General features: G+C 64.0%; 17 protein-coding genes. 10 read left to right on the forward strand and 7 right to left on the reverse strand.

All coding sequences use genetic code 11. From position 1 onward, the window contains the following. The first annotated feature begins 73 nt into the window (after positions 1 to 73). Complete coding sequence (locus tag EG799_RS04985; RefSeq protein ID WP_123879096.1) at positions 74 to 2,698, forward strand: pre-peptidase C-terminal domain-containing protein; 2,625 nt, start codon at positions 74 to 76, stop codon at positions 2,696 to 2,698. A 57-nt stretch (positions 2,699 to 2,755) separates the two neighbouring features. On the opposite strand, the gene EG799_RS04990 is transcribed toward EG799_RS04985, so the two are convergent. The 5 genes from EG799_RS04990 to EG799_RS05010 all read right to left on the reverse strand — a co-directional run bounded on the left by EG799_RS04990 (position 2,756) and on the right by EG799_RS05010 (position 12,272). Next, positions 2,756 to 4,039 carry an MFS transporter gene (locus EG799_RS04990; RefSeq protein ID WP_123879098.1) on the reverse strand — a complete coding sequence of 428 codons (1,284 nt, stop codon included), beginning with the start codon at positions 4,037 to 4,039 and terminating at the stop codon, positions 2,756 to 2,758. A 32-nt stretch (positions 4,040 to 4,071) separates the two neighbouring features. After that, entirely contained in the window at positions 4,072 to 6,474 is a 2,403-nt protein-coding gene (locus tag EG799_RS04995; protein ID WP_123879100.1) for a glycoside hydrolase family 3 protein, read from the reverse strand. 120 nt (positions 6,475 to 6,594) lie between these two features. Continuing rightward, complete coding sequence (locus EG799_RS05000; RefSeq protein WP_123879102.1) at positions 6,595 to 7,809, reverse strand: MFS transporter; 1,215 nt, start codon at positions 7,807 to 7,809, stop codon at positions 6,595 to 6,597. After that, positions 7,802 to 8,881 (reverse strand): LacI family DNA-binding transcriptional regulator, encoded by a 1,080-nt coding sequence (locus EG799_RS05005; RefSeq protein ID WP_123879104.1) that lies wholly within the window; start codon positions 8,879 to 8,881, stop codon positions 7,802 to 7,804. Before EG799_RS05005 ends, EG799_RS05000 begins: the two co-directional genes overlap by 8 nt. A 133-nt stretch (positions 8,882 to 9,014) precedes the next feature. Further along, entirely contained in the window at positions 9,015 to 12,272 is a 3,258-nt protein-coding gene (locus EG799_RS05010; protein ID WP_123879106.1) for a TonB-dependent receptor, read from the reverse strand. Positions 12,273 to 12,451: 179 nt separating this feature from the next. Here EG799_RS05010 and EG799_RS05015 point away from each other — a divergent pair, with 179 nt between their 5' ends. Then, positions 12,452 to 13,990 carry a tryptophan halogenase family protein gene (locus EG799_RS05015; RefSeq protein ID WP_234029026.1) on the forward strand — a complete coding sequence of 513 codons (1,539 nt, stop codon included), beginning with the start codon at positions 12,452 to 12,454 and terminating at the stop codon, positions 13,988 to 13,990. Positions 13,991 to 14,022: 32 nt separating this feature from the next. Further along, positions 14,023 to 14,748, forward strand: coding sequence for a response regulator transcription factor (locus EG799_RS05020; RefSeq protein ID WP_234029027.1), 726 nt, complete (start codon positions 14,023 to 14,025; stop codon positions 14,746 to 14,748). A gap of 52 nt (positions 14,749 to 14,800) precedes the next feature. On the opposite strand, the gene EG799_RS05025 is transcribed toward EG799_RS05020, so the two are convergent. Beyond that, complete coding sequence (locus tag EG799_RS05025) at positions 14,801 to 17,584, reverse strand: TonB-dependent receptor domain-containing protein (RefSeq protein ID WP_123879108.1); 2,784 nt, start codon at positions 17,582 to 17,584, stop codon at positions 14,801 to 14,803. 98 nt (positions 17,585 to 17,682) lie between these two features. Beyond that, positions 17,683 to 19,260: a hypothetical protein gene (locus tag EG799_RS05030; RefSeq protein WP_123879110.1), complete on the reverse strand. Its 1,578-nt coding sequence runs from the start codon at positions 19,258 to 19,260 to the stop codon at positions 17,683 to 17,685. 229 nt (positions 19,261 to 19,489) lie between these two features. Here EG799_RS05030 and EG799_RS05035 point away from each other — a divergent pair, with 229 nt between their 5' ends. The 7 genes from EG799_RS05035 to EG799_RS05065 all read left to right on the forward strand — a co-directional run bounded on the left by EG799_RS05035 (position 19,490) and on the right by EG799_RS05065 (position 25,759). Further along, on the forward strand, positions 19,490 to 19,855 hold the full coding sequence (locus tag EG799_RS05035) for a tetratricopeptide repeat protein (protein ID WP_123879112.1): 366 nt from the start codon (positions 19,490 to 19,492) through the stop codon (positions 19,853 to 19,855). Positions 19,856 to 20,022: 167 nt separating this feature from the next. Next, a complete protein-coding gene (locus EG799_RS05040) occupies positions 20,023 to 20,670 on the forward strand; it encodes a lytic transglycosylase domain-containing protein (protein ID WP_123879114.1) in 648 nt (215 codons plus the stop codon). Then, on the forward strand, positions 20,670 to 20,975 hold the full coding sequence (locus EG799_RS05045; RefSeq protein WP_123879116.1) for a TrbC/VirB2 family protein: 306 nt from the start codon (positions 20,670 to 20,672) through the stop codon (positions 20,973 to 20,975). The genes EG799_RS05040 and EG799_RS05045 overlap by 1 nt, the downstream gene beginning before the upstream one ends. A 12-nt stretch (positions 20,976 to 20,987) precedes the next feature. Next, positions 20,988 to 21,269 (forward strand): type IV secretion system protein VirB3, encoded by a 282-nt coding sequence (locus tag EG799_RS05050; protein WP_123879118.1) that lies wholly within the window; start codon positions 20,988 to 20,990, stop codon positions 21,267 to 21,269. A gap of 58 nt (positions 21,270 to 21,327) precedes the next feature. Continuing rightward, entirely contained in the window at positions 21,328 to 23,760 is a 2,433-nt protein-coding gene (locus EG799_RS05055) for a VirB4 family type IV secretion/conjugal transfer ATPase (RefSeq protein WP_123879120.1), read from the forward strand. After that, entirely contained in the window at positions 23,757 to 24,962 is a 1,206-nt protein-coding gene (locus tag EG799_RS05060) for a type IV secretion system protein (protein ID WP_123879122.1), read from the forward strand. The genes EG799_RS05055 and EG799_RS05060 overlap by 4 nt, the downstream gene beginning before the upstream one ends. Beyond that, on the forward strand, positions 24,962 to 25,759 hold the full coding sequence (locus EG799_RS05065; RefSeq protein WP_234029028.1) for a TrbG/VirB9 family P-type conjugative transfer protein: 798 nt from the start codon (positions 24,962 to 24,964) through the stop codon (positions 25,757 to 25,759). The genes EG799_RS05060 and EG799_RS05065 overlap by 1 nt, the downstream gene beginning before the upstream one ends. Positions 25,760 to 25,781: the final 22 nt, after the last annotated feature.

The following is a 25,781-nucleotide window of genomic DNA, read 5'->3' on the forward strand; positions in this document are numbered from 1 at the left end:
ACGAACCTGCACTAAGATGACCCTCGCAAGCGCGACTGGCGTGTAACGGGGTCAACTTGGGGGTTACACTTTTATGCGTACACTATTGCTGCGTTCGACCTGTCTTGCGGCGCTGGCCTGTTTCGCAAGCGCGCCGGCAATCGCTCAGAGCGAACTGACCGAGGCGGGCGAACTTGCCGCTGGCGACGAACAGCTCGAGACCGGGGAATATTCGGATACCTACACGATCGAGGGCGCCGAGGGTCAGCTGCTCGAAGTCGAGGCGATGTCGGACGATTTCGACGCGTTTCTAATGGTTCGGGGCCCGGGCGGCGCCCAGTTCGACAACGACGACGCGCGCGACGGGACGACCAATGCGGCCATCATGCAGCGACTACCGGCGAGCGGTACCTATGCGATAACCGTCACCAGCTTCGAGAACGGCGAGACGGGCCGCTATCTTCTGCGCGCCGCAACGAGCGAAGCGGCGGACGCCAGCGGGATCTCGACGCAGCAGGCCGGTACGCTCGAGAACGGGGACGAGCAACTGAACTCCGGCGAATTTGCCGACGCTTATACCTTCGACGGCCGACGCGGTACCGCAGTCCATCTGACGGCCCTGTCCGACGACTTCGATACCTATTTGATGTTGTCCGGTCCCGACGGCGCGGTCGCTCAGAACGACGATCCGGAAGCGGGCGGAAGCGACGCGGTGATCGACGCGGTCCTGCCGGCGGACGGAATGTATTCGGTAACCGTCACGTCCTTCGAGCCGGGAGAGAATGGAGCCTACGTTCTGGAAGCGGAAGGTGTGGCATCGCTTGTCGCCAAGGTCGGTCCTGCCGCCACGATTCGCGCTGGCGGTGCCGGAGACACGTTGACACTCGGCACCCCCGTCGCCGGCATGCTCGAAGAAAGCGATCCGGTGCTCGAGGAAGGTGAGCATTTCGACGTCTGGACGGTTTCCGCCGACCCCGGCACGCGCATCGCCGTACGGATGCAGTCCGGCGCGTTCGACTCCTTCCTGCTAGCGATGGATGAGGACGGCGTGCTCGGCAGCAACGACGACGCGACCGACGACAGCACGGACAGCGCGCTGGACGTCGTGGTGCCGGCGTCGGGGCGGTTCACCGTCGCCGCAACCAGTTACGCCGGCGACGAGACGGGCCGCTACACGCTTAGCGCGGATACCGTGGAAGGGGGCGGCGCGGTCGACGTATCGCAGGCCGAACCACTGGTTCTCGGCCAGTCGGTCGACGGCGTGCTGAGCGCGCCGCAGACCTACGCCTTCACCATCGACGACGAACGCGACGTCGAATTCCTGCTGACATCGGATGCATTCGATCCGGTCCTCCGGATCGACGGACCGGGCGGCTTCAGCCAGGAAAACGACGACGACGACCGCGGTGGATCGCGCAACAGCCGCATCCGCACCACACTGACCGCCCCGGGCACATATCGTCTCACCGTATCGTCCTATCGTCCTGCGGAGACTGGTTCGTTCCGCCTTGCCGCGCGCGAAGGCGGGTCGGGCGATGCGGCTTCCGCCGCGGCCGTCGGAACGCTGGCGCTGGGCCAGAGTGTAACGGGTACTCTGGCGGCAGGCGACGCGACGTTCGACGATGGATCGTACGGCGATGTCTATACGTTCGAAGGCCACCGGGGCGAACGGGTCGCGTTCACCATGCAGTCGGAAGATCTCGACACCTATCTCGTCCTGACCCTGCCAGGCGGAGAGCGGGAGGTAAACGACGACCGTATCGGCGAAGGCGACAGCACCGATAGCCAGCTTGCGGTAACGCTGCCCGAGGACGGCACTTACCGCATCACGGCCAGCAGTTACGGCAGCGGAGAGGCGGGGGATTATACCCTCAGCATGGCAGAGCCCGATCCGCACACCCGCACGATCACGCCCACTGGCCCGGCGGCACGCATCTACGCGCTGAGCGTCGGCGTTGCGGATTACGAACGCGCAAGTCCGCTGACCATGACCGACGAGGACGCACAAAAGCTGACCGAACTGCTCCGCCGGGAAGGTCGGCTTGCCCCGGAAAGCGTCACGCTGGTGAATGCGGACGCGACGCGGGAGAACTTCGTCGCGGCCTTCGATGCGATCGCATCGGCGATCAAGCCCGACGACCTGTTCCTGCTGTTCTTTTCCGGCCACGGCGACAAGATCGAAGGTGTCACCACGGAGATGGACGGCAGCAGCGAGACGATCGAACTGTTCGACACGCCCCTCCACGATTACGAACTGCGCGAGATGTTCGCCGATGTCGACGCTCGGGTGTTGCTCGTGCTCGATTCATGCTTCTCGGGAGGTTTCGACGACGTGATCGACGCACGGGTGGACCGCATGGGAATCTTCTCGTCGGACAGTGACGTGCTGAGCCTGGTGGCCGCGAAGTTCAAGGCCGGTGGCTACGTTTCTCCGCTGCTGCGCGAAGCGCTTTCGGGCGATGCCGATGCCAATGCCGACAATGCCATCAGCGCGGGTGAGTTGTCGGAATACATGCGCCGGGGCTTCTACCGCGTGGCCCTCGATTCCCCGCTCGAAACAGAAGGGCGCGACTTTCTCGGCCAGCGGGCGATGAGCTATCAGCATCTGGTGGTGGATCGCGGCGGCGACGGAATGCCCTATTCGCAGGTACTCCTGCAACTTGGCGAACCGGAAACCGCAGGTGTCCAAATGGAGAGCGTGGCGGTGGCCGCGAACTGAACGGGAACGAGGGGCAGCGGTTCATCGCGCCGCTGCCCCTCTTTTCAAACGCCTTTCTCAGTGGAAGGCGGCGACCTCGGCGCCCTTGTGCACCGGCCGGGCCCGCCCCGCCGAAACGGCGAACAGGCAGAGCAGCGCGTAACAAAGAGCGGGAACGATAAAGGCCACGGTATAGCTGCTCGCGCCCGAGACCGTACCCACGATCACCGGGATAGCCGCCCCGCCAACGATGCCGGTGCACAGCATGGCCGACGTCGCCTCCTCGCTGGCGGTGGAACGCTCCAGCGTGAGGGTGAAGATGACCGGGAACATGATCGAGTTGAACAACCCGATGGCGAGCGCGACATAACCGGCGCTTACGCCGCCGACCGTGAAGACGTAGAGACACATCAGCGCAGCGATAGCGGTGAATGCGGTCAGCAGGCGATGCGCCTTGAAGCGGTATAGCAGGAACGATCCGATCAACCGACCGACGAACGCACCCCCCCAGTAATATGAGACGAGCGAGCCGGCCCGTTGGAGGCTGATACCCCAGGTGTTGTCGCTGTTGAGGAACAGTGCCATCTGCGCACCAATGGACACTTCCGCACCGACATAGAGGAAGATCGCACCTGCACCGATGAGAGCCCACTTCGCGGAGAAGGCATCCCCGATAAGTTGCACCAGGTTCTTTCCCGAACCGATAACCGGCGCCGCGCCCGACACCGTCTTGCGCAGGAGAAAGAAGAAGGCGAGCAGCGCGATCAGGAGACCGCAGATCCAGAAATAGGCCGTATCGATACCGGCCAGCGCGTTGGACCTTACCTCGTCGGTAAGCGCGACACCCTCGACGACCTCCACGCCGCCGAGGAACAGCAGCGAGCCGAGCCAGGGGCCGATGATGGTACCGAAACTGTTGAAGGTCTGCGCCAGCGTAAGCCGGAAATGGCTCTTCTCAGGATCGCCTAGCGCGGCGGCAAGCGGGTTCGCGGCAACCTGCAGGATGGTGATTCCGCTTGCCAGAACGAACAATCCGAGAAGAACCAGGTTGTAGTTGGCGACGTTGGCTGCGCCCAGCATGATAAGGCAGGCAAGGACCATCATCACCAGCGCGATCAGGATGGACGGGACCGCTCTCCACCTCGCGATGATGGCGGCAGCGGGGAAGCTGATGAGACCGTATGCGATAAAGAAGGCCGAGGCGGACAGCATCGCCTGACTGTCGCTGAGGGTGAAGATACCCTTCACCGCCGCGACCAGCGGGTCGATGAGCGAGGTGATGAAACCCCATGCGAAGAAAAGCGTCGTGACCGCGATGAACGCGGCGCGCACGGCGGTGCGCGGTTCGCTTCCTGAATTCATGTGTGTCATGCTCCCTCGATGCGACCCGCTTCTTAGAACGGTCCCGTGCACTCCGTTTCACCGGTGTGGCTCACCAGTGTCATTCCGGCAATCACCAATTGCGCGGGCCCATCCGCGGAAAGCGTGATTGCGTCGATATCTCCCTCTCCGAGGCAGGAAAGCGGTACACGGGCGGTGCGCACACCCTTGCCCTGCCCGCGGACCAGCGTGCTGGTGAGATCGACCGTACGCCCCTCGGCCCGGAGAGTGACATTGCCCGTCGGTCGGTCGCTGACGAGATAGGTCAGATCGAGCACCGCATCGGGCGGGACGCGGCCGACGTCCGCGAAGTCGAAAGTTATCGAGGCCGGGACGGTAAAGGTGATCCCGCGCGCATCCTCCTGTGCGTTCAGATCGACGCCGGTCGCGCTGAGGGCGCCGTCGGCGCTTTCCCCGCGAAGGCCCGGAAGATCCGTCCGCACACCGCCCGCCAACGCTGTCGCGTTTACGCCCCGCACGAGACCGCGTTCGAAGATCGCGAGCGTATTTCCGGACCCCCGCGACAGCTCGGCGCAATCGGTCGCGACATCGAGCTGCATCGGGCTGTCCGCGTAGCTCAACCCCGCGCCGCGTCCGAGAAGGGAGCTGGCCCCCGCCGTGCAGTCTGCCGGCCAGGCGAACGGCAGGCGCCCGGAGAAATCGGTCCGCGCCCGGCCCTCGGCATCGCCGATCAGGACATCCGCCACGCCAGCGCCCTCGCTTCCCGGCAGCCACGCGGCAACGAAAGCGTCGGCCATCGCGATCTCGCGGTTCATCCAGAGCGGACGCCCGCTCAAGAGCACGGCAACGGTCGGAATGCCCGCCTCGCGGTATCGGGTCAGCAATGCCAGACCATCGGTGCCTTCCATCAGATTGTCGGGCCGGTCGCCCTCGAACTCCGCATACGGGTCTTCGCCAAACACGACGATGGCGACATCGGGCCGCCGCGCGTAGTCGCCGCTTGCCGAAAGCGTCGCCTCGCCGCCGCCCCGGGCCATTGCCTCGGCGATGCCATCATAGATGGACGTCGCGCCCGGCAGGTTGGCTTCGGTCAGATCGCCGCCTCCCTGCCAGGTCACCGTCCAGCCACCCGATTGCTGCACGACGTTGTCCGCCGCCTCGCCCGCGACGAGGACGCGCACACCGGATCCGATGGGCAGGACGCCGTTGTTTTCGAGCAGAACCAAGGATTTTCTTACCGCCTCGCGCGCGACGGCGCGGTGAGCCCCGCTACCGAGTCGATCAAACTTTCCGCCCAGTTCTCGCTGCGAAGGTGCGGGCTTGTCAAAGGCACCGTAGGCCATCTTCAACCGCAGCATCCGGCCCGCCGCCTCGTTCAGCCGCCACATCGGGATCGTGCCGTCGCGAACCTGCGCAATGGTGGTATCGTAAAGCGCGCGCCACTGTTCGGGGACCATGAACACGTCAAGGCCGGCCATCAGCGCAGCCGCACAATCGGAATCGGTGCAGCCCTCGACCTGACCGTGCCCGTTCCAGTCGCCAACGGTAACACCGTCGAAGCCCATGGAATCGCGCAGCAATCCGTCCAGCAACCTGCCATTGCCATGCATCTTTTTCCCGTTGATCGAACTGAAGGACGCCATGACACTCGCCACGCCGGCGTCGAAGGCCGGCGCATAGGGCGCCGCGTGCAGCGCGATCAGATCGGACAGGTCGCCCGTCGTATCGCCCTGATCGAGGCCGCCGGTGCCGCCATCGCCGAACCAGTGCTTCGCGGTGGCGATCACGTGACTTTGATCGAGGAATTCCGCGCTGCCTGTCTCACCCTGAAGGCCGGTAATCATGGCCGCACCCAGGCTTCCGACGATCGCCGGGTCGCTCGAAAAGCTCTCGTAAGTCCGGCCCCACCGCGTATCGGTGACGACTGCGAGAGTGGGGGCGAAGGTCCAGTCGATGCCGGTCACGGTGATTTCGGCCGCGGTGGCCGCGCCGATCCGGCGCATGAGCTCGGGATCGTTGGCCGCGCCGAGGCCGATATTGTGGGGAAAGACCGTTGCCCCGGGCACGTTGGCGTGCCCATGCACGGCATCGGTCGCCCACAAGGTGGGGATGACGGGTTCGCCATCGGTTCGCGCGCGCGTAGAGGCTGCCCACATCGCGTCCGCCAGTTCGAGATAGTCCCGCGCCGGGGCAAGGTCGTCGCCACCCGGGCCGCTATTGCCGCCGTTGAGATACATGCCGAAGCGATACCGCTCCATGTCCGCGGGCGTGATGGTAGAGATGTCGGGCATGATGATCTGCGCGACCTTGCTTTCTATCGACATGCGCGAAAGCAGGTCGGTAACAGCCGTATCGAAGCGATCACCACTCGCCGCGGCCTGATCGACATGGCCCGTTTCGGCAGGAACTGTGGCGCACCCGGTCAGCCCGGTTCCCACCCCCAACATCATGGCCATGGCCGCAATTCTGCCCCTACCCGAGCGCGCAATCATTACCGTTCTCTCCCACCGCGTCCCCGTTTTGGGAACGTTATCATTTCGGGTTTTGTGGCACGGCGTTTCGTGTGAAGCAAGCGCCTATCGGGGGCGCGCGGCGCCCAGCAGGAGAAGCGCGGCAATGGCCGCGAGCACGCAGAGCAGGACGAACAGCCCGGAAAAACCGAACACGGGAACCATCGCGAGCGTCAGGCCCGGCATGATGAGCGAGGGCACGGTATTGGTCAGGTTGAACAGGCCGAGATCGCGCCCGCGGCGAAGCGGCCGCGGAAGCACACGCAGCGTCTGCGCGGTATGCAGCGCAAGGAACACCGAAGCTGCGAGACCGAACATGGCATAACCGGCCATGGCCGCCTTCAAACCGTTGGCCCCCGCCATCAGCAGCAGCGCGAGCGCGCAAATTCCGGCAGAGAGCGACAGGGGCATGATCGGCCGGTCCGTCCTGTCCGCCCAGCGCCCTATCAACAGCGCCAGCGGGACCGCCACCAGCAAGGTCGCGCCGAAGACCTTGGCGGTACCGTTGTCGGTGATCCCGGGCGCGATGGTGCGAAACCACAGATAGAGATAGGCGAACAGGGCCGCTTCCGAGATCTGTACCAGCAGGCGCGCGAGCCACATGCGCACGACCAGCGCGCGGGCCCGGCGGGATTCCCGAACATCGACGGAGAAATCGGGTTCGGACGGTCGCATCAATTCGGGAAAGGTGACGGGCCGCCCGACGAAAAGCACCGGTAAGACGAGAGCCACGACGATGACGACAACGAGCGTGAGACGGGTGTCGGCTCCCGCAAGGCCCGGTATCGTGACCAGGGTGCCCGATAGGGCGCCAAGGGCAGGCGCGAAGGCGAGCAAACCCCCCAGAGTGCCCTTCTGCCGGTCGGGCACGACGTCTCCCGCCCAGGCTGACAGCGGACCGAGCATCATGTTGAGGCACAATTGCCAGGCGACCAGCATCCAGATCAGCCCCGGCAGGGAATCGATCCGCGTCAAGGCCAGCAGCAACGCGCTGCTCAATACAAGGCCGCCGACGATCCAGCCGCGCCGGTTGCCTGTTATATCCGACAACCAGCCGAAAAGGATGTTTCCCAGGCTCGCCGAAACGGCGCCGAAGAATGCGCAATAGGCCAACCAGCGGACGCTTTCCTCTCCTGCCATCGCTTCCACCCGGACGGGCAGCAGGATCGTTAGCAACGGAACATAGGCAATCGCACCGCCCGCCGACGCCAGCGCATAAAGGATCAGGAACCTTGTATCCTGTCGCCTCGCAGAAGCCGGCTCGACGATCCCCTCAGCCATTCGCGCGGGCGGCGGCCAACTGGCTGGGCGGGCGGGAAACGGATTGCCGTTCGATCAGTTCGCCTTCCACCACCACCGGCATGGGGGGTAGTTCGTCCCCGTTCTTCGCCGCGATCAGCAGTTCCACCGCTCGGGCCACCGTCTCGGCGATCGGCTGGTCGATTGCGGTCAGCGGCGGCTGCACGAAGCGTACGACCGGGGTGTTGTCGAAGCTGACGAGCGACAAATCACCCGGCACCCGCAACCCCATGTCGTGCGCCACGGCATTCGCCGCCATCGCCATCTGATCGTTGCTGGCGATGATCGCGGTCGGTCTCTCGCGGCGTTCGAGCAGCTTGCGTGCTGCGCGTTCGCCCGACGCAAAACCGAAGTCGCCCCGCTCGCAAAGCTTGTCGGTACGAAGACCCGCCTCCGCCATCGCCTCCATCCAGCCGGCCTTGCGCCAGTCGCTGATGGCATAGTCCTTCGGTCCGGCGATGAAACCGATCCTTCGGTGCCCCTTCTCGACAAGGTGGCGCACGGCGCGCTTCGCCAGCCGGTCGTCACCCATAGTAAGGGCGATCGCGTCATCCTGAACGCGCGAGCCGATCCGGGCAAACGGGATTTTCGCGTCTTCCAGAAGATCGGTGATCAGCCGGTTGTCCGAGTGCGGCGGGGTCAGCAAAACGCCATCGGGCTGCAACGCGGCTATCGCCGCGCGCAACTCGCGCTGCACATGGTCGGAATGGGTATCGACGAGCTCTACCATAAGGCGATAGCCGTGCTCGGCGCATTTGAGCATTCCGCCCAGCAGCATCTGATCGACCCAGTCGGACCCTTCGCGCGCGCGCCAGTCGGCAATGGTCCGCTCGCGATCGTTGAGCGCGAGTATCAGGTAGGATCGCGACCCGCTCATCCGACGCGCGGCGATGGAGGGTACGTAGCCAAGCTTGTCTATCGACTTCTGAACGCGCTCCTTCATTTGGGGCCGCACGTTCGCTTCGTTGTTGATCACGCGGCTGACCGTCTGCAGCGATACGCCCGCATCAGCGGCGACGTGCTTGATGGTCACGGACTGGCGACGTCTGGGCACGAGACTTTCCCTTGCTGGCTGCCCTTCCCGGCATGGCCGCTGAGGCGGGCCGATGCTGAACGGGCCCCGGCGTAGGGCATACGCCGGGGCCCGTCGATAATCAGTTTTTCATGGGGCGAAAAGTTTATCCGCCCTAGAAATCCACCCGGACGAGGAAGGTGTATCGCCGGTCGTTGCGGAATGCCGATCGGGTCACTCGAGTACCGTCAAAATCGAACACCTGGCTCGTGACCGTCACCTCGTCGAGAAGATTCACACCCTGCACGCCGATCTTGATGTTGGGCGTCAGGTCGTAAAACAGCGATGCGTCCAGCTGACCCGTGCTCTCGTTGAAGATCGGCTGGAACGGGAAGATCACGTCCCGCGTCGTCAGCAGGTAATCGTCTCGCCAGTTATACGCCGCACGCGCGCTGAAGCCGTATTTCTCGTAGAACAGTACCGCGTTGACGGTATGCTTGGAAATACCGGTCAGCGGCAGGTTGTTGGCGAACGGACTGCGCTCGGCACCGATATTGTTGTTCGAGAACGATCCCGCATCGACATAGGTATAGGTCAGCTGCGAACCGAAACCCGACAACGGCCCGGGGAGGAAATCGTAGACCTGCTGATAGGCCAGTTCCGCGCCATAAAGTGTGCTGCTGTCCGAATTGACAGGGCCATTGATGATGACGTTGACAGTATTGCCCTGAGGGCTTGTGATCGGTTGCAGTGATGCTCCCGAAATCTCCTGATTGGAGATATCCTTCGCGAAGAACGCCGCCGTCAGCGATCCGACCGCGTCGAAATACCATTCGGCGGAAAGGTCGTAGTTCCAGCTTTCGACCGGACGCAGGCTGCGATTGCCCGTGGTGAGCCCGAACAGCGCGCCGGTATCCTCGGTACCGCCCTGCACTAGATTGTTGGTGTTATCGTAGACGAAACCACCGGTGCGGAAGGCTGCCAGGTCGGGGCGGAAGATACCCTTGGAGATCGCCGCTCGCAGAACGACGCCATTGGTGAAGTTCAACCGCGCGTTGAAGCTCGGAAGCCAATGGTCGTAAGTCTCGTCCGACTGGTCCAGGAACACGTCGCCGGTCAGACCCGCGACGAACTCGGCCTGACGCTCGGGAGAGAGGTTGCAGTAGCCCGGGCCCTGCTGGCCCGTCGAAATATTGGCGCAGCGGTTCTGCAGGTCGGACACTTCGGCAACGCCGTTCCCGTTACCGCCGGCGTTGACGCCCCCCATGTCGACCGGATCGTCGACGTAATCGGGCGCGATGAAACCGACGAGGCCGCGCGAGCGGACGTTGGTGCGCACGTAGCGCACGCCGACATTGCCCGAGAACTCCAGACCGCTATCGAAATCGTGCCCGAAGTCCAGCCGGACGTAGCCGGCATCCGTCGTCTCCTCGATCGGTACGATTTCCGACGGACAGAACGGATCACAGGCCACGACTGTGCCGCCGGGCTGCTGCTGCGTGCGACCGCCGATGAGCGGGCGGCCCTCTGTCGTAAGGGTGAAATCCTTGATCGCCTGCAGGTCATCGCCGAGTTCGCCGGACAGGTAGGCGTCGACCAGATCGTCACCGCCATAGTAGATGGCGGAGCCATTGCCGGTCGGCGCGGGCGCGTTGCCCCGCTGGAAATTATCGCCGAAGGGCGAGAACACGCCGGCGCTGTCGGGGAAGTCCTTGGCGTAGGCGCCGCCGCAGCCATAGACCTGCGGGTCCGCGCAGTTCCAGTTGCCGCCACGCCCGGTCCAGGGCGCGCCGAGGTTCGACCAGTTCGAATAATTGGCGTTGCGCGTCGTGCGTCCACGCTCCGACCAGCGCGCTCCGAAGCGGGCCTTGCGAAAGAAGCCGGAGTCGGAAACGTCGTATTCGAAATCGCTGCGCAGAGAGTAGAGGTCGCCCTCGTTGTCGATCTGGTTGTCGAGATGGAACCAGAAATAGGTGAGGTCCGGATCGGTGAAGTACCCCGCCGGCGATTCCTGCGTTCCGGGCTGGAGGAAGCGAACCTGGGGCGTCTGCGTCGAGGCATCGAGGAAGATGTCCGCGTAGGTCTGCATGTTGAGGATGATGCCGGCCGCGTTCAGCGTCGAGTTGATGTACTGGCCTTCGAAATTCGCGCGGAAACGATCGGTGAATTCGATATCGACGTCGAGCGAGAAGTCCTCGGTCTTCGTTTCGCTTTCCTGCTGAAACCGCAGGTTCTCCGTCGAGATGCCAGGTATACCGCCTTCCGAGGTCTGCGTGATATAGCCGGTCTGGAACTGCCCGCTCTCGTCGAAAGTGATGCTGGTCCCGGGCTGGGGAATGGGGAAGAAGGCGTCGTTGTTGACGAGCGCCAGCATGGCGAATTCTTCCAGCGACCCCTGCGTTTCGGCGCGTAGATATTCAGCGGTCAGGAGGAAGCGGCGGTCGCTGCTCTCGAACTGGCCGACGGCGGAATAGGCCTGCCGATCACGGCTGAGCGTGGTGGTGCGAACGCCCGCGCCCTTCGGAACGACGACACTCCCTTCCGGAGGAAAATTGGTCTGGTCGAAATTACCGTCCCCGGCAAAACCGCCCGATCCCACGTCGCGGGCGCGCAGACAGCCACCGGAATTGAGGTCGCTGGGGCGATAGCAGGGGTCAGTGATCTGCGACGCATCGGTGCGCGTCACCAGTTCCTGCTGGGCGTAAGCCAGTTGCAGGCCGAACGTGCCCATTCCGGTTTCGAAGGTGTTCGAACCGAGCACCGAAAAACCGGGCGACCATTCCTGCGCCAAGTCGCCGTAATTGACCTCTGCCGTGCCGCCGATGTGGAAACCGAGTTCGTCCAGCGGCTTGCGAGTGACCAGGTTGACGGTACCCGAGATACCGCCATCGACCATGTCGGCAGTGGTGTTCTTGTACACTTCAACCCGGCCAAGAAGTTCGGGCGAGACGTCGTTGAAGCTGAGGACCCGGCCGCCGTCTGCGGAAAAGATGTCGCGCCCGTTCAACTCCGAGCGCACGAAGGAAAGGCCGCGAATGATGACGCCCGAACCCTCGACGCTGAAGCGGTCGGGATCGTCGGGCGACGCGAAACGAGAGATGTTGACGCCCGGTACGCGCTGCAAGGCCTCGGCGACGGAACGATCGGGCAACGCTCCGATGTCCTCGGCCGTGATGACGTCGACCACGGTATCGGCGCGTTCCTTGAAATCCTGCGCACTTTCCAGTGAGGCGCGAAAACCGCTGACGACGATGACGTTAGGCGATTCGTCGACGATGTCGTTATCCGCCTCCTGCTCCTGCTCCTCCTCCAGCGTATCCTGCGCATGGGCGAGCTGGGCGCTCCCCAGACTTACGGCAAGCAGGGATACGGTGCCAAGCACGCGCAGGCGGTTGGCAAGCGTGAAATCGGATTCGCGGCTGGACTTGGACACAGGCTTCCTCCCATTGAATCCCGCCAGCTTGTCGCGGCGCGGATGCACTAAACGTCGGTCCCGTTACCGGGCTCCACGTCTCGTCTAACACCGATGTGATCGTTCACAAGCGCAAATATGAACGTTCACAACGCGGGACGTCTTGTGTAACATTTTTGCATTACTCGGCGCATCGAGGCATGAACGCGGCGGATAGGGAGAGCGGTTTCGGCATGACAATCGAGCACATCGTCATCGTCGGCGGGGGGACGGCAGGCTGGATGGCCGCGGCCGCGCTCTCGCGTCTTCGCGCCGGGCGCGAACTGGCGATTACCCTGGTTGAATCGGAATCGATCGGTACGGTCGGGGTGGGGGAGGCCACGATCCCCCCCTTCGTGGAATTCAACCAGTTACTCGAGATCGACGAGGCGGAGATGCTCGCCGCCGTCCAAGGCACGTTCAAGCTCGGCATCCAGTTTCGCAACTGGGGACGGCAGGGTGACAGCTACATCCATCCGTTCGGCAATTACGGCTACCAGATCGGCTCGGTCGGGTTCCATCATGTCTGGCACCACGCCCGCGCACATGGCGACAAAAGGCCGATCCAGGTATTCAATGCCGAAACGATGGCCGCCTATTTCGGCCGCTTCCAGCGCACCCAGGGCATGGACCGCGACGACTTGCCGCCGATCAACTACGCCTACCATATCGACGCCTCACGCTACGCCGGCTTCCTGCGCCGCTACGCCGAGAAACGGGGCGTGGTTCGTCAGGAGGGGCGTGTCGAGGACGTGGCGCTACATGGCGATCGCGGCGACGTCGTTTCCATCAGGCTGGAAAGCGGAGAGGTCGTCGCGGGCGACCTCTTCGTGGATTGCACGGGTTTTCGCGGACTGTTGATCGAACAGGCGCTGGAAACGGGATACGAGGACTGGACGCACTGGCTTCCGTGCAACCGGGCGGTTGCCCTCCCCTGCCATCGGGACGACGGGAGCGGTCCGCCGCCCTTCACGGTTGCTACCGCTCACGCCGCAGGCTGGCAATGGCAGGTGCCCCTGCAGCATCGCAACGGCAACGGCCATGTCTATTGCGACGCCTATATGGACGCGGACGAGGCGACCGACATTCTGATGGCGAACATGGCGGGGAAGCCGACCGCCGAGCCGAACCACCTGCGGTTCGTGACGGGGCGGCGCAGGCTGTTCTGGAACCGCAACGTGGTGGCGCTGGGCCTTTCGGCGGGGTTCATGGAGCCGCTGGAATCGACATCGATCCACCTGATCAATACCGGCGTCACCAAGTTGATCGCGACGCTTTCGCTCGACGGTATCACGGACGCGCAGCGCAACACCTTCAACCGGATCACGGGCCGCGAATACGAGAAGATCCGCGATTTCCTGATCCTGCATTACCACGCGACGGCGCGCGACGATTCAGAGTTCTGGAACTATTGCCGCACGATGTCCGTCCCCGACAGCCTGACCGAGAAGATCGCGTTGTTCCGCGATACCGGACAGATCTTCAGGGAGGAGGACGAATTGTTCACCGAAACGAGCTGGGCGGCGGTGATGATGGGGCAGGGTATCGCCATGCGGGGCCACAACGCCCTGGCCGATACGCTCGATCCGGCGAAGACCCGCAAGGAACTCGACGAAATAGAGAAGAGCATCCGTTTTCTCGTGCAGCACATGCCCGCACATGCTGATTTCCTCGCGGGGTACTGCCCGGGAACGCCGTAAGACACACACCACAATCCTGTCACGGGGAAGTCATGCTTCCGCGCCAGAGTGCCCTGACGAAAGACAGGGGGCCGCCCGGCACGATGGATCGCGTAACGATATTCGCAACCGACAGGGAAGTGGCACAATTCGACGAATTCGATCAGGGCGAAGTCGTCATACGCTTCGCGCTGATAGGACCGCACGGACCCGGCGGGCTCGTCGAACAGCCCTGCTGGTTCTTCGTCGACTGGGTGATGGACACGATGAGCGGTCTGGAGATGGTCCGGCGGCTTCGCGCGGACCCCCGCTTCGCGGAAAGCCACATCACGATGGTGCTGGACGAGGATGATCCGGACGAGCGGCGCCGTTCGCTGAAGGCCGGGGCCGACGATTACATGGTCGGCCCCCTGAAACGCAACGCCATGCTCGATCGCGTCCTCGCCCTGTTTGGCAGCGCTGTTCGCCCGGCAGCCCGGACGGCCTTGGCGCTGGGCGATCTTTCCATCAATCCCGCGGCAGAGCAGGCGCGCTGGCGGGGCCGCCCGGTGGTCCTGCGCCCCAACGAATTTCGCCTGCTGCGCTTCATGGCGGAAAATCCGGACCGGGTGCTGTCGCGGCAGGAACTCGTGGAGGCGCTCGGCAAGGCAGGCGATCCGAATTACCTGCGCACGGTGGATGTCTGGATCAAACGGCTGCGCATGGGCCTGCGCGATGTCGATGCCGGCCACCTGCTGCGCACGGTTCACGGCAAGGGCTACGTTCTCGACCGCCCCTGAGAGGCTGCCGGGCGGCAACGGACCCGGTATCCGATGCCGCCCGGCGTCCCGTTCAGAAAGTCAGCGCCAGCGATGCGCCCAGGGTGGTGCCCACATCGTAGGTGTTGATCTCGGCGCGCTGCGTTCCGTCGGTCTGGTATTCCTCGTGCCGGCGGCCGAGGATGTTGCGCGCTTCCAGCTTGAATTCCGCGTTCAGTCCGCGAAATTCGAAGCCCTGACGCGCGACGAGATCAAGGCGGAAGCCGGGATCTTCGATAATGTCCGGCAAACCGGCCGTACCGCGGCTCGTTACCCGCTTGCTCGCATAGCTTCCAAGGACGGTCAGCTGTTGCAGCTTATCTGTGTCCTGCAGGCTCAACTGAAGGTTGGCGAGATGGTCGGACTGGCCGGTAAGCGGCACGCCGTCATTGAACAGGTTGCTGGCAGGCGTTGCCCCGCCGGGGAAGAGCAGGGTCGTATCCCCGTCCGAAACCGATATCGCGGAATCGGTGTAGGTATAGTTGGCGAACAGGGCCAGTTCCTTTGTCTGGAAGAAACCGCCGACGTCGTAGAGGCCGATCGTGTACTGCGCATCGACCTCCACACCCTTCAGGGTGGCGCTGGGGGCGTTGGCAAAGCTCGTCAACTGCGCGTTGTCGGAAAAGCTCGAGAACGCCTCGATCGGATTTTCGATATCCTTCCAGAACCCTGCGACCGACACCCGGTCGCCGCCGCCGAAGTAGTATTCTGCACGCACTTCGTAATTCGTCAGTTCGCTGTCGATCAGCAGCGGATTGCCGTTGAACTGACGGTTGGTTTCGGGATCGTAGTAGGTCTGGAAGATAAGTTCTCGAAACTGGGGTCGTGCCAGCGTGCGCGAGGCGCTCGCACGCAGTTGCAAGTCGTCGATCGGTTCAAAGGTGACGGTCGCGGCGGGCAGCCAATAATCGTTCTCGAGTAGCGTGGAGGCGTTCGAAGTCAGGGAATCGGCGAACAGCTCGACCGGATTGACCGTCTGCTTCGCATCCTCGTAGCGCACGCCTGCATCAATCTGGACGCGGTCGAGGATCTGCCAGTTGATCTTGCCGTAGCCGCCATGAATTTTCAGCGCGGCCGCGAACGCCGGATTGGCTTCCGTCGATTCGATGAGGCCGATATCGTAATATTCGATCACCGCATCGCCAAGCAGAAGGTCCGGTCGGAACAGGCCGATGCCGTCGGGAAAGCTGGTTGGCGCGTTGAACAGGAATTCGCGGCGCTCCGAATAGCGATCAGTGTCGCTGTAGGCATAACCGACCGTTGCGGTCAGGGTGTCCAGCACGGGATAGGAGATATCGATGCCCGCCGAATACAGTTCTTCCTGCAGGTCCGAGAACACGACGCTCGCATCGCCCGTCTGGCGATCGAGTACGTTGATGAACTGATCCGACAACGGACCGTTGGCGTTGTCGCGGACGTAGGTGAAGGTATATTCGTAGGGTGCCTCGCGATCGGTGCGCGCATAGCCGCCCCGCAGATCGACACCGAGATCGCCGAATTCGAGTTCCGCCACCAGTTGACTGTCGATCAGCTGGCGTTCGAACCAGCCGGTCTGCTGCTGCTGGATGGAATCATCATCCTGGAAATCTTCTCCCTGCGACAAGGTGGCCTGCTTTACCGTGTCGCGGATGAACAGGTTGGTCCACCGGATACGGCTGTCGCCGAACTCGAGTCCGAAGCCGAGCAGACCGTTCACGAGAATGCGGTTGTCGGTCACCAGGTCGTTGAAGTCGGTATCGAGCGAGAAATCCGCGAGGATGGACTGTGACGTGATATCGCGCGTGCGCCATTTGTTGCTGATCGAAGCGGTGGCGATGACCCCCAGCTGGCCGTCGGAAAACACGTCGAAGGACGTACCGGCGGTTATCCCGCCCGAGAAGTTGACCGGCAGATCGCCGATTTTCTGGAGCAGCACGAGGTTCGGGTTGCCCAGCTGGAATGCGATGTCGGCTTGGGTAAAGGGCGTACCGTCGACGTTCTGGGCCGAATCCAGCGGCACCTGACTGAGCCGCAATCCGCTGTTGAAATAGGTCTGCAGGGCAGGCGGTACGTCACGCGTGCCGTCGTCGAAGCCGAACCAGTCATAGTCGCTGCCGTAATAGGCAAGGCCGTTGTGGAAGGTGGTTTCGGTGTCGGCGCTGATTCCGCCGCTGATCGTGACGAAGCTTTCGTCCGGCACGGCGCTGGTGGTCAGGTTGATGACACCGCCGCCGAATTCGCCGGGGAAGTTCGCCGAATAGGTTTTCTGCACCAGGCTCGAGGCGACCACGTTGGTCGGGAAGATGTCCAGCGGGACGACGCGGCTGAGGGGTTGCGGAGAAGGCAGCGGCAGGCCGTTCAGCAGCGCGAGCGAGTAACGATCGCCCAGACCGCGAACATAGACGAAGCCCTGCCCCTGCACCGAAAGGCCGGTCACACGGCTCAACGCGCCGGCGATATCGCCCTCACCGGTGCGTGCAATGTCCTCGGTCGACAGGACGCTTATGACCTGGCTGGAATTGCGTGTGGGGTCGCGGTTGATGCGACCGGTGACGACGATCGCGCCCCCGGGGATGGAAACGTCGGGATCCTCGTAACCCTCGTCGGGCAGCTGCGCGTCGGCGGGCGTCTGTTCATCCGGATTGGGTCCGGGTATCGACTGCTCGTTCTCGGCATTGCGCTCGGCCTCCTCCTCGGTCGGGGCCTGCGCGCCCCCGGCCCCGGTCTGTCCCGCGCCCTGTGTGCCCTGCGCCAGCGCGGCAACGGGCATGGTGAGCGCGGTGGTCAGCGCGAATGCGGCAAGCAGCCGCCGGGAAATCCTGGACGTTCTATCAAGCATTGTACGATCCCGCGTAAGGATGACCGGCCCGCCCGTCGCGGGCCGCGACTATGGGAAAGGGGGCGCGGGGAAAACGCGCCCCCTCAACCAGCTCCGGATCAGTAGACTGGCAGGGTCAGGCAGTTGCCGGTGTTGTTACCGAACGTGATCGCGGCCGAATCGCAGGTCCAGCCCTGGGTCCAGTCGTTCGATGCGGAAACCGCACCGATGAAGCTGGCCGATTCGAAGAAGCTGCTGAGCGAGGTGACATCGAAGATCGGCATGTAGCCATCCTCGTTCGCTCCGTTCAGATAGCCGTTCTGGATCGTGTTGTCGTAATCGAGCGTGTTTCCGGTCCCGGAAGTTAAGATGGCCTCCACATCGGCGACCGTCACACCGTCGCTGCCGGCTCGGAAATTGGTCTGGCAATCGAGCGCAACCGAATTAAAGCGCGGCGGGCCGACGTCGTCGAGGCCGGCATTGGCGGCCCGGATCGTCTCCTGATCGTCGATCCGGATGCATGGCGTACCGGACGACGACTGATCGATGACCACACCATTGTACAGACCGTAGTCGGTTCCGCCCCGCAGACGGATCACCTGGTCGCCCGATCGGCGCTGGATGAAGGTGAAGTTCGCTACCTGGGTGTTCTGACGCGGGGTCTGATCCTCCAACCCGTTGCTCGAATCCGCCTCGATCATCGTGTCGCCGACGCCGCTGCGCTGCGCGGCAAGGACGTACTGGAAGTTCGCCTTCACCCCGGTGTCGGTGTCGAGCGAATCGTCCTCCGCACCGGCGACGATGAGGTGGGAGAGATTGACGCGGCCGCCGAAGAACTCCGCGCCGTCGTCGGAACTGTTGACCGACTGGATGTAACTGAGGTCGGTCCCCGAGCCGACGCCACCGGTCGTCAGCGACTGCAGCTCGTTATCGCCCGAAAGCACGAAGCCGGAGAAGCGTATCTGCACGTAGCTCATCGAACCCGAGCTGTCGTCGGGAGTGGCTCCGCCGAAGAAGTTCGGATCCGCCGCACCTTCGACCTGACGTTCGCAGTTGACGGTACCCGGCGTCGCGCCCGGCTGGAAGCAGTCCGTCACCGGCGCGCGGCCCGACAGGACTACACCGCCCCACTGACCGGAAGAATTGTCGTTGTTGAGACCCAGGATGTTGTCACGGCTGGTAAAGATGATCGGGCGATCTTCGGTGCCGTTGGCGTCGATCGAGTTGCCGCGCGTCACGTTGAGGAAAGACGAGCCGCTGGCATAGATGATGACTCCGGGCTCGATAGTTAGTTCGACATCGGTATCGTCGAAGCCATCGCTGTTGTCGGGAGCGGGACCGCCGTCGGTGCCCACGCTGACCTGGCCCGGCAGGCGATAGAGCAGTCCGGGAACGTAGGAGAGCGTGGACGAGCTGTTGAACCGGATCGGCGTGGCGCAGACGCGGTATTCGCCGGTGGGGCCGGAAATCGTTCCCTCGTCGGTCAATCCTTGCGCGTCGGCGATGGTCGGGCAACCGGCAGCGGCCGTCACGCCGCCACTCGTCGGAGTCGGCGTGGGTGTCGGGCTCGGCGTCGGGCTGGGATTGTTGATGATGATGTCGCCACCAGTGCCCGGCGAAGCGATCTCGTCGGGACCGCAGGCGCTCAACGCCAGCAAGGAGCACCCGAGAATAAGGTTACGAGAAATGTTGGTCACGGCTGACGGTCCCCTCAAAAACCGGTGAATGAATCGCGAATTGCGTGTCGCGACTCGCCAGCTAGGACCGTGGGGTGACAGTTTTCGGTCAGTGTGACAGCGCGGTGTCGCTTTCCACAGGGTTTGCGGCGAGACGAGCCATTGTATCAGTTTTGTGACATTGTGACGCTTTTGTTGCGCCTCGCCCGGTACCGGTGCACACTTCATCGAACGCATTGGGAGAAAAGCGATGAAGACGTCCCTGCTTCTGGGTGTGGCAGCCCTGCTTGGCAGCGCCGCCCCCGTCCTTGCCGCGCAGGCTGACCAGCACGAAGTGGCCTACGATCAGATCGCGGCCGGAGAAGCCCAGCAGGCGATCGCGCGCCTGGAAGCCGCGAGAGAGCGCATGCCGGATGACCCGGCGCTGCTGATCAATCTCGGCGCCGCCTACGCCGCGACGGGCAATTTCGAAAAGGCCGGTGAATGCTATCGCGCCGCAATCGCCAGCGACGACCGCTACGAGCTCGAACTCGCCAACGGCGAATGGATGGATCCGCGTAGCGCGGCACGGCTCGCCCTGCGTGAACTCGAACGTGACATGGTGGCCATGCGCTAGGCCGGTGCCCCTCCAACGCTGAAGTCCTCTCGAACGATCCATCGCACGCGTCGTCCGTTCCAGCGGGAATGGACGACGTTACTGCGCGTTGCGAGTACCTGATCTCGGGACTGTCACGCCTGTGTCATTTCATGTAAGCAAGGCCCGGGCATTGGAGGGTTGCACAGATGATTCTGCGTGGTTTCACGTCTGCCGCCGCATTCGTGCTGGCAGTGCTCGGCGCTGGCAGCGCCCGGGCGGACGTGCTGGAAGTAGGTGACGATGGTGAGGCGCGCTGGATCGCCGGCGCGTCCGTCGCTGCACCGAGCTTCGCCATGACGAATGCACAGGCCGCCGCGCTGGAGGAAGTCCCGGTCGATGCGACGGCTCTCGTGCCCGAATCCGCCGTCGCCGATACCGCCTACCAGGCCCGCATCGTCCCAAGGGCCTATGCTGCCAAGGTAGCCGAACTGGCCGCCCGGTTCGACCTTTCCCCCGCCCTCATCGAGGCTTTGGTGTGGCAGGAAAGCCGCTGGCGCGCCGACGCCGTTTCCCCGGTCGGGGCCGTGGGCCTGGCGCAGCTGATGCCCGGTACCGCGCGCGAGCTCGGCGTCAATCCGCGCGATCCGTTCGCCAATCTCGAGGGCGGAGCGCGGTACCTGCGCGAACAGCTCGATCGCTTCGACGGCGATATCGAGCGTGCGCTGGCCGCCTACAACGCCGGACCCGGGCGGGTGATCCGTTCAGGCGGGGTTCCGGCGATCACTGAAACACGCGGATACGTCGCGGCCGTCATGGGCCGCCTGTCCGACCACTCGCGGAGTTCCGACCGATAATGCAAGTTCTTGCCCGTCTCGCCGCAGCTGCGACGCTGCTTTCAGCCGTGGCCTTCCCGTCCGGAGCGCTTGCGCAGGATCCCGCCGGTTCCGGCCCGATCAATGCCGCTCTGGGCTGGATGCAGGGTACGCTTCTGGGGACGGTCGCCACCACCGTGGCGGTGATGGCAGTGGCCGCCGTTGGCTTCATGATGCTGACGGGACGGATGAACTGGCGCTTTGGCGCGACCGTGATCCTTGGGGTCTTCATCATCTTCGGAGCCGGCTCGATCGTGGCGGGCATCCAGGGCGCGGCGGTGGGCTGAGGAAATACGCTCTTGCAACTTGTCCGCCACCCCGTCCACCGCGCGCTCACCCGACCGCAGATGTTCGCCGGGGTGACGCTGAATTTCTTCGTCATCAATGCACTGGTGACGGTGGAGGCGTTTCTCATCACGAAAAGCTGGTGGATCGTTCCAGTGCCATTCGTGATGCATGTCATCGGTTATTTCGCCTGCCTGCGCGAACCGCGCATCTTCGACCTGTGGCTGACGAAGGTCAGCAAGTGCCCGCGGGTAAAGAACTACAAGCGCTGGGGCTGCAACAGCTACGCCGCGTGACGCGCGTGGCCTACACGAATTTCCGCCGCGCCAATCGCAGCGGCGAGGGAGCAACGCGATGAAGACCAAGTGGCTCGGAGCCGCCGGATGGAGCGCCAGGGAAGCGGTCGCCGGCGATCGCCTGCCCTACGCGCAGCTCGTCGATGCGAACATGCTGATGCTGCGCGATGGCTCGCTGATGGGTGCGTTGCAGGTACCCGGACTGCTGTTCGAGACCGAGGACACCGACGCGCTCAACGCGCACGCCGCCACGCGCGAGGTCATGCTTCGCTCCAACCTCGATGCGCGTTTCGTCATGTATCATCACGTGATCCGCCGGCGGGTGGCGGTAACGCTCGATGCGCGTTTCGACGATCCGTTGTCGGCCCATATCGATGCTCGCTGGCGCGAGAAGCTGTCGTCGGGATCGCTGTTCGTGAACGACCAGTTCGTGACATTGGTGCGCCGGCCGGCACGCGGCAAGGCCGGGCTGGCCGAACGCGCGGGCAAGATGCTCAAACGGCGCGGCAGGGATGCTGGCGATATCGACCCGAAAGACGCTCGCAGCCTGCGGGCGGCGTTGCAGGCGCTGGCCGCCACCCTGGGCGATTACGGGGCGCAGCCGCTCGGCGATTACGTCGGACCTTCGGGCAACACCAACAACGAGCTGCTGGAACTGCTTTCCGCGCTCTACAACGGGGAAATGCGCCCGGTGCGCCGACCCGACTTCGATACCGATATCGGGAACATGCTGCCCTACCGCCGCGCCAGTTTCGGCATCGACGCGATGGAACTTCGCGGTAGTGGCGGAGCCGATTTCGCTTCGATGCTGTCGCTGAAGGACTATCCGGAGGCGACCAGCCCCGGCCTGCTCGACGCGATGCTGCGCCTGCCCTACGAGATGGTGGTTTCCGAAAGCTACGCGCCACAGGAACGGCAGACCGCCCGCGAGAAGATCGACCTCGCCATCCGCCGCCTCAAGACCGCGGACGAAGAGGCGATGGCCGAACGGGGCGAGATGATGGCCGCGCGCGACGAGCTCGGTGCGGGCAGCGTGGGCTTCGGCGATCACCACATGACGGTGCTGGTGCGCGAGAGCAATCTGGACCGACTGGACGACGCCACCGCCGCCGTAGCCGCGACGCTGTCCGACACCGGCGCCATCGCGGTGCGAGAGGACACCAATCTCGAGCCTGCCTTCTGGGGTCAGTTCCCGGGAAACGAGCAGTATGTCGTGCGCCGGGCGATGATCTCCACCGCCAACATGGCGAGTTTCGGCAGCCTGCACGGGTTCGCGCTCGGCCAGGCGGAGGGCAATCACTGGGGCGAGGCGGTCACCTTGCTGCAGACGACTAGCGCGACGCCGTTCTTTTTCAACTTCCATCACGGTGATCTGGGCAATTTCTCGGTCATCGGACCGTCTGGTTCGGGCAAGACCGTGGTGATGAATTTCCTCGCCGCCCAGGCGCAGAAATTCTCGCCCCGCACCATCCTGTTCGACAAGGATCGCGGCGCGGAACTGTTCATCCGCGGGATCGGCGGCAATTACGACCGCATCCGTTCCGGCGAGCCGAGCGGCTTCAACCCGCTGGCCCTGCCCGACACGCCCGCAAACAGGGGCTTCCTGCGCGACTGGCTGGGCGTTCTGCTGCATGCCGAGGGACCGGAGGAAAGCGCGACGATCGCCACCGCGGTCGATGCCGCCTATGCCAACGATTCCTCGCTGCGGCGCCTGCGGCACTTTCGCGAACTCGTCTCCGGGGCCCGCCGACCGCAACCGGGCGACCTCGCCGATCGCCTGTCCGGCTGGATCGAAGACGGCGAGCATGGCTGGCTCTTCGATAATGCGGAGGACCGGCTCGACCTCACCACCCGCGTGATGGGCTTCGACATGACCGCGCTGCTGGAAAACCCCAAGCTGCGCACACCGACCATGATGTATCTGTTCCACCGCATAGAGGAACGGCTGGACGGGGATCCGACGATGATCCTGATCGACGAGGGCTGGAAGGCGCTGGATGACGAAGTCTTCGCCGCCCGCATTCGCGATTGGCTGAAAACCCTGCGGAAGAGAAATGCGCTCGTCGGCTTCGCGACTCAGAGCGCGCGCGACGCGCTCGATTCGCGGATCGCTACCGCGCTGGTCGAACAGACCGCCACGATGGTGTTCATGCCCAACGCCCGCGCCCGGGCGGAAGACTATTGCGAGGGCTTCGGCCTGACCGAACACGAACTGGCTCTTATCAGGTCGCTCCCCGCCCATTCCCGATGCTTCCTCGTCCGCCAACCCGACGCGAGTGTCGTCGTCCGGCTCGATCTGTCCGGCGCTCCCGAAGTCCTTACCATGCTGTCGGGCCGCGAAAGCAGCGTCCGCCGGCTCGATCTGCTGCGGGAGGCGGTGGGCGACAACCCCGCCGAATGGTATCCCGCGCTGACCAGCAGGGCGTGGCCGGGTGCGACCAACGACGATGAAATACCGGGTGTGTTCCCGGATAGCGAGGCGGCGGAATGACCAATGCAGCGGCAACCTGCCAGCGCGCGATGGAAGGCGTGGGCTCGGGCATCGGCTCGTCCCTGCGCGGGGTTGACTGCGCCGCGTCCGAAATGGCGCAAGCCGCCTTCAACCGCCTGTTCAGCGCAGACGGCACATTCGGCCCCGCCTTGACCATCCTGCTGACATTGTGGATCGCTTTTCTGGGTTTCGGCCTCATCACCGGCCGTACCCGGCTGGGTCTGTCCACGCTCACGCCGCGCATGGTGACGCTGGTGCTGGTCCTGACCTTCGCCACGAGCTGGGTCGCCTTCCAGAGCGTGTTCTGGAACCTTGCCGTCGGCGCTCCGGACGAAATCGCCACTGTCCTTATGGGCACCGATGGCAGCGCCACCACGATCTTCGCGGACAAGCTCGACGTGGTGATGCTTTCGCTGATGCAGGCGTCGGGCGATGGGGCGATGGACGCCAATACCTCGTTCTTCTCTCCGCCGGGATTACTCTGGTCGGGCGGCACCATGCTGCTGCTGGGGACGGTAGGCGTGCTGGCGACCTGCAAGATCGCGCTTGCCATCCTCATGGGCCTGGGTCCGATCTTCATCGTCCTGGCTCTGTTCACCGCCACCCGCGGGCTGTTCACGGGCTGGTTAAAGGGCGTGGTGATGATGGCGCTCGCGCCGCTTTTCGCCGTGCTCGGCGGATCGCTGATGCTGGAACTAGCGGTCCCGGTCCTGTCCGGAATCAGCACGGTTGGCGGCAAGATCGACGTGCGGGCGGCCATGGCCTTCTTCATGATCGGAGCGGTTCATCTGGCGCTGATGTTCATGGTCCTCAAGGTAGCCGCTACCATGGTGAAGGGCTGGAGCGTGTTCGGCCTGGCTGCCAATGACAGGGCGGACGAACGCGGCGGTCCCGACTTCGCTGCGTCGCAGACCAGCGCGTTCGCGCGCGGTGCTTCTGACCCTCGCGGGCTCCCATTGCCTGCGTCGGAGCGGGCAGCGGGCGCCGCGTCCATCGCACGCCGCGACATCCGCGTGCCTGCCGCAACACCGGTTGCTGCCAACGACAGCGGGCCGGGTCATTCGACAAGTCGCGAAACGCGCCTTGTCAGCGCAGGGTCATCTCGAAACGGCGATAGCGATGCGAAAGCCGCCGTCAGCCGGGTGCGGGGGGTGGGCAGCCGCTTCAAGTCCGCGCCAGTCCGATCAACGGAGAAATTCTGATGCATCGCCAGTCCCTGTTCACCGCCTGCGCCGCCGTCGCGATGATCGCGGGCCCGCTGGCCGCACCTGCCGCCGCGGACGATCCGCGCATGGTCGAACGTCTCTACGACCCGGGTCAGGTGGTGCGGGTGGAGGGCAAGGTGAACGTGCAATCGACCATTCGCTTCGGCGAGGGCGAGGCGATCGAAAACGTCGCCATCGGCGATTCGACCGCCTGGCAAGTGACCCCCAACCGCCGCGCCAATCTGTTGTTCGTCAAGCCGCTGGAACCGCGCGCCAGCACGAACATGACCGTCGTCACAAACCGCCGCACCTATCTGTTCGATCTGGTGGCGACGCCGAACATGCGCAACCCGCTCTACATGCTGACCTTCACCTACCCGGTCGAGCTGCAGCCTGTTGAGGAACCCCGGATGGCCGAAGCGCGAAACCCCGGGGTGCTACCCAATGCGGTAGAGGTCGCCGCGGCGAACGACGACTACGCCGTGGTCGATCCTGCCAGCCTTAACTTCGACTGGTCCAGCGAGGGCGACGCTTCGCTCCTGCCCGAGGAAGTCTATGACGATGGCAACGCGACCTTCCTCGCCTGGCCGGTAGGCACGCCCATGCCTGCCATACTGGTGAAAGATCACGAGGGTACCGAGGGGCCTGTCAACTTCGCGGTGCGCGGGGACACGATCGTCCTCGACCTGGTGCCGCGGGAAATCATCCTGCGCAGCGGCGACAACGCCGCGACGCTCGTCAACAACGGCACACCCAGCGCCACCACCGCCGACGGCACGGCCCGCGGCGCCTGACAACGGCAAACGGAGCACAGCT

The organism is Aurantiacibacter spongiae (assembly GCF_003815535.1).
Lineage (GTDB): Bacteria > Pseudomonadota > Alphaproteobacteria > Sphingomonadales > Sphingomonadaceae > Alteraurantiacibacter > Alteraurantiacibacter spongiae.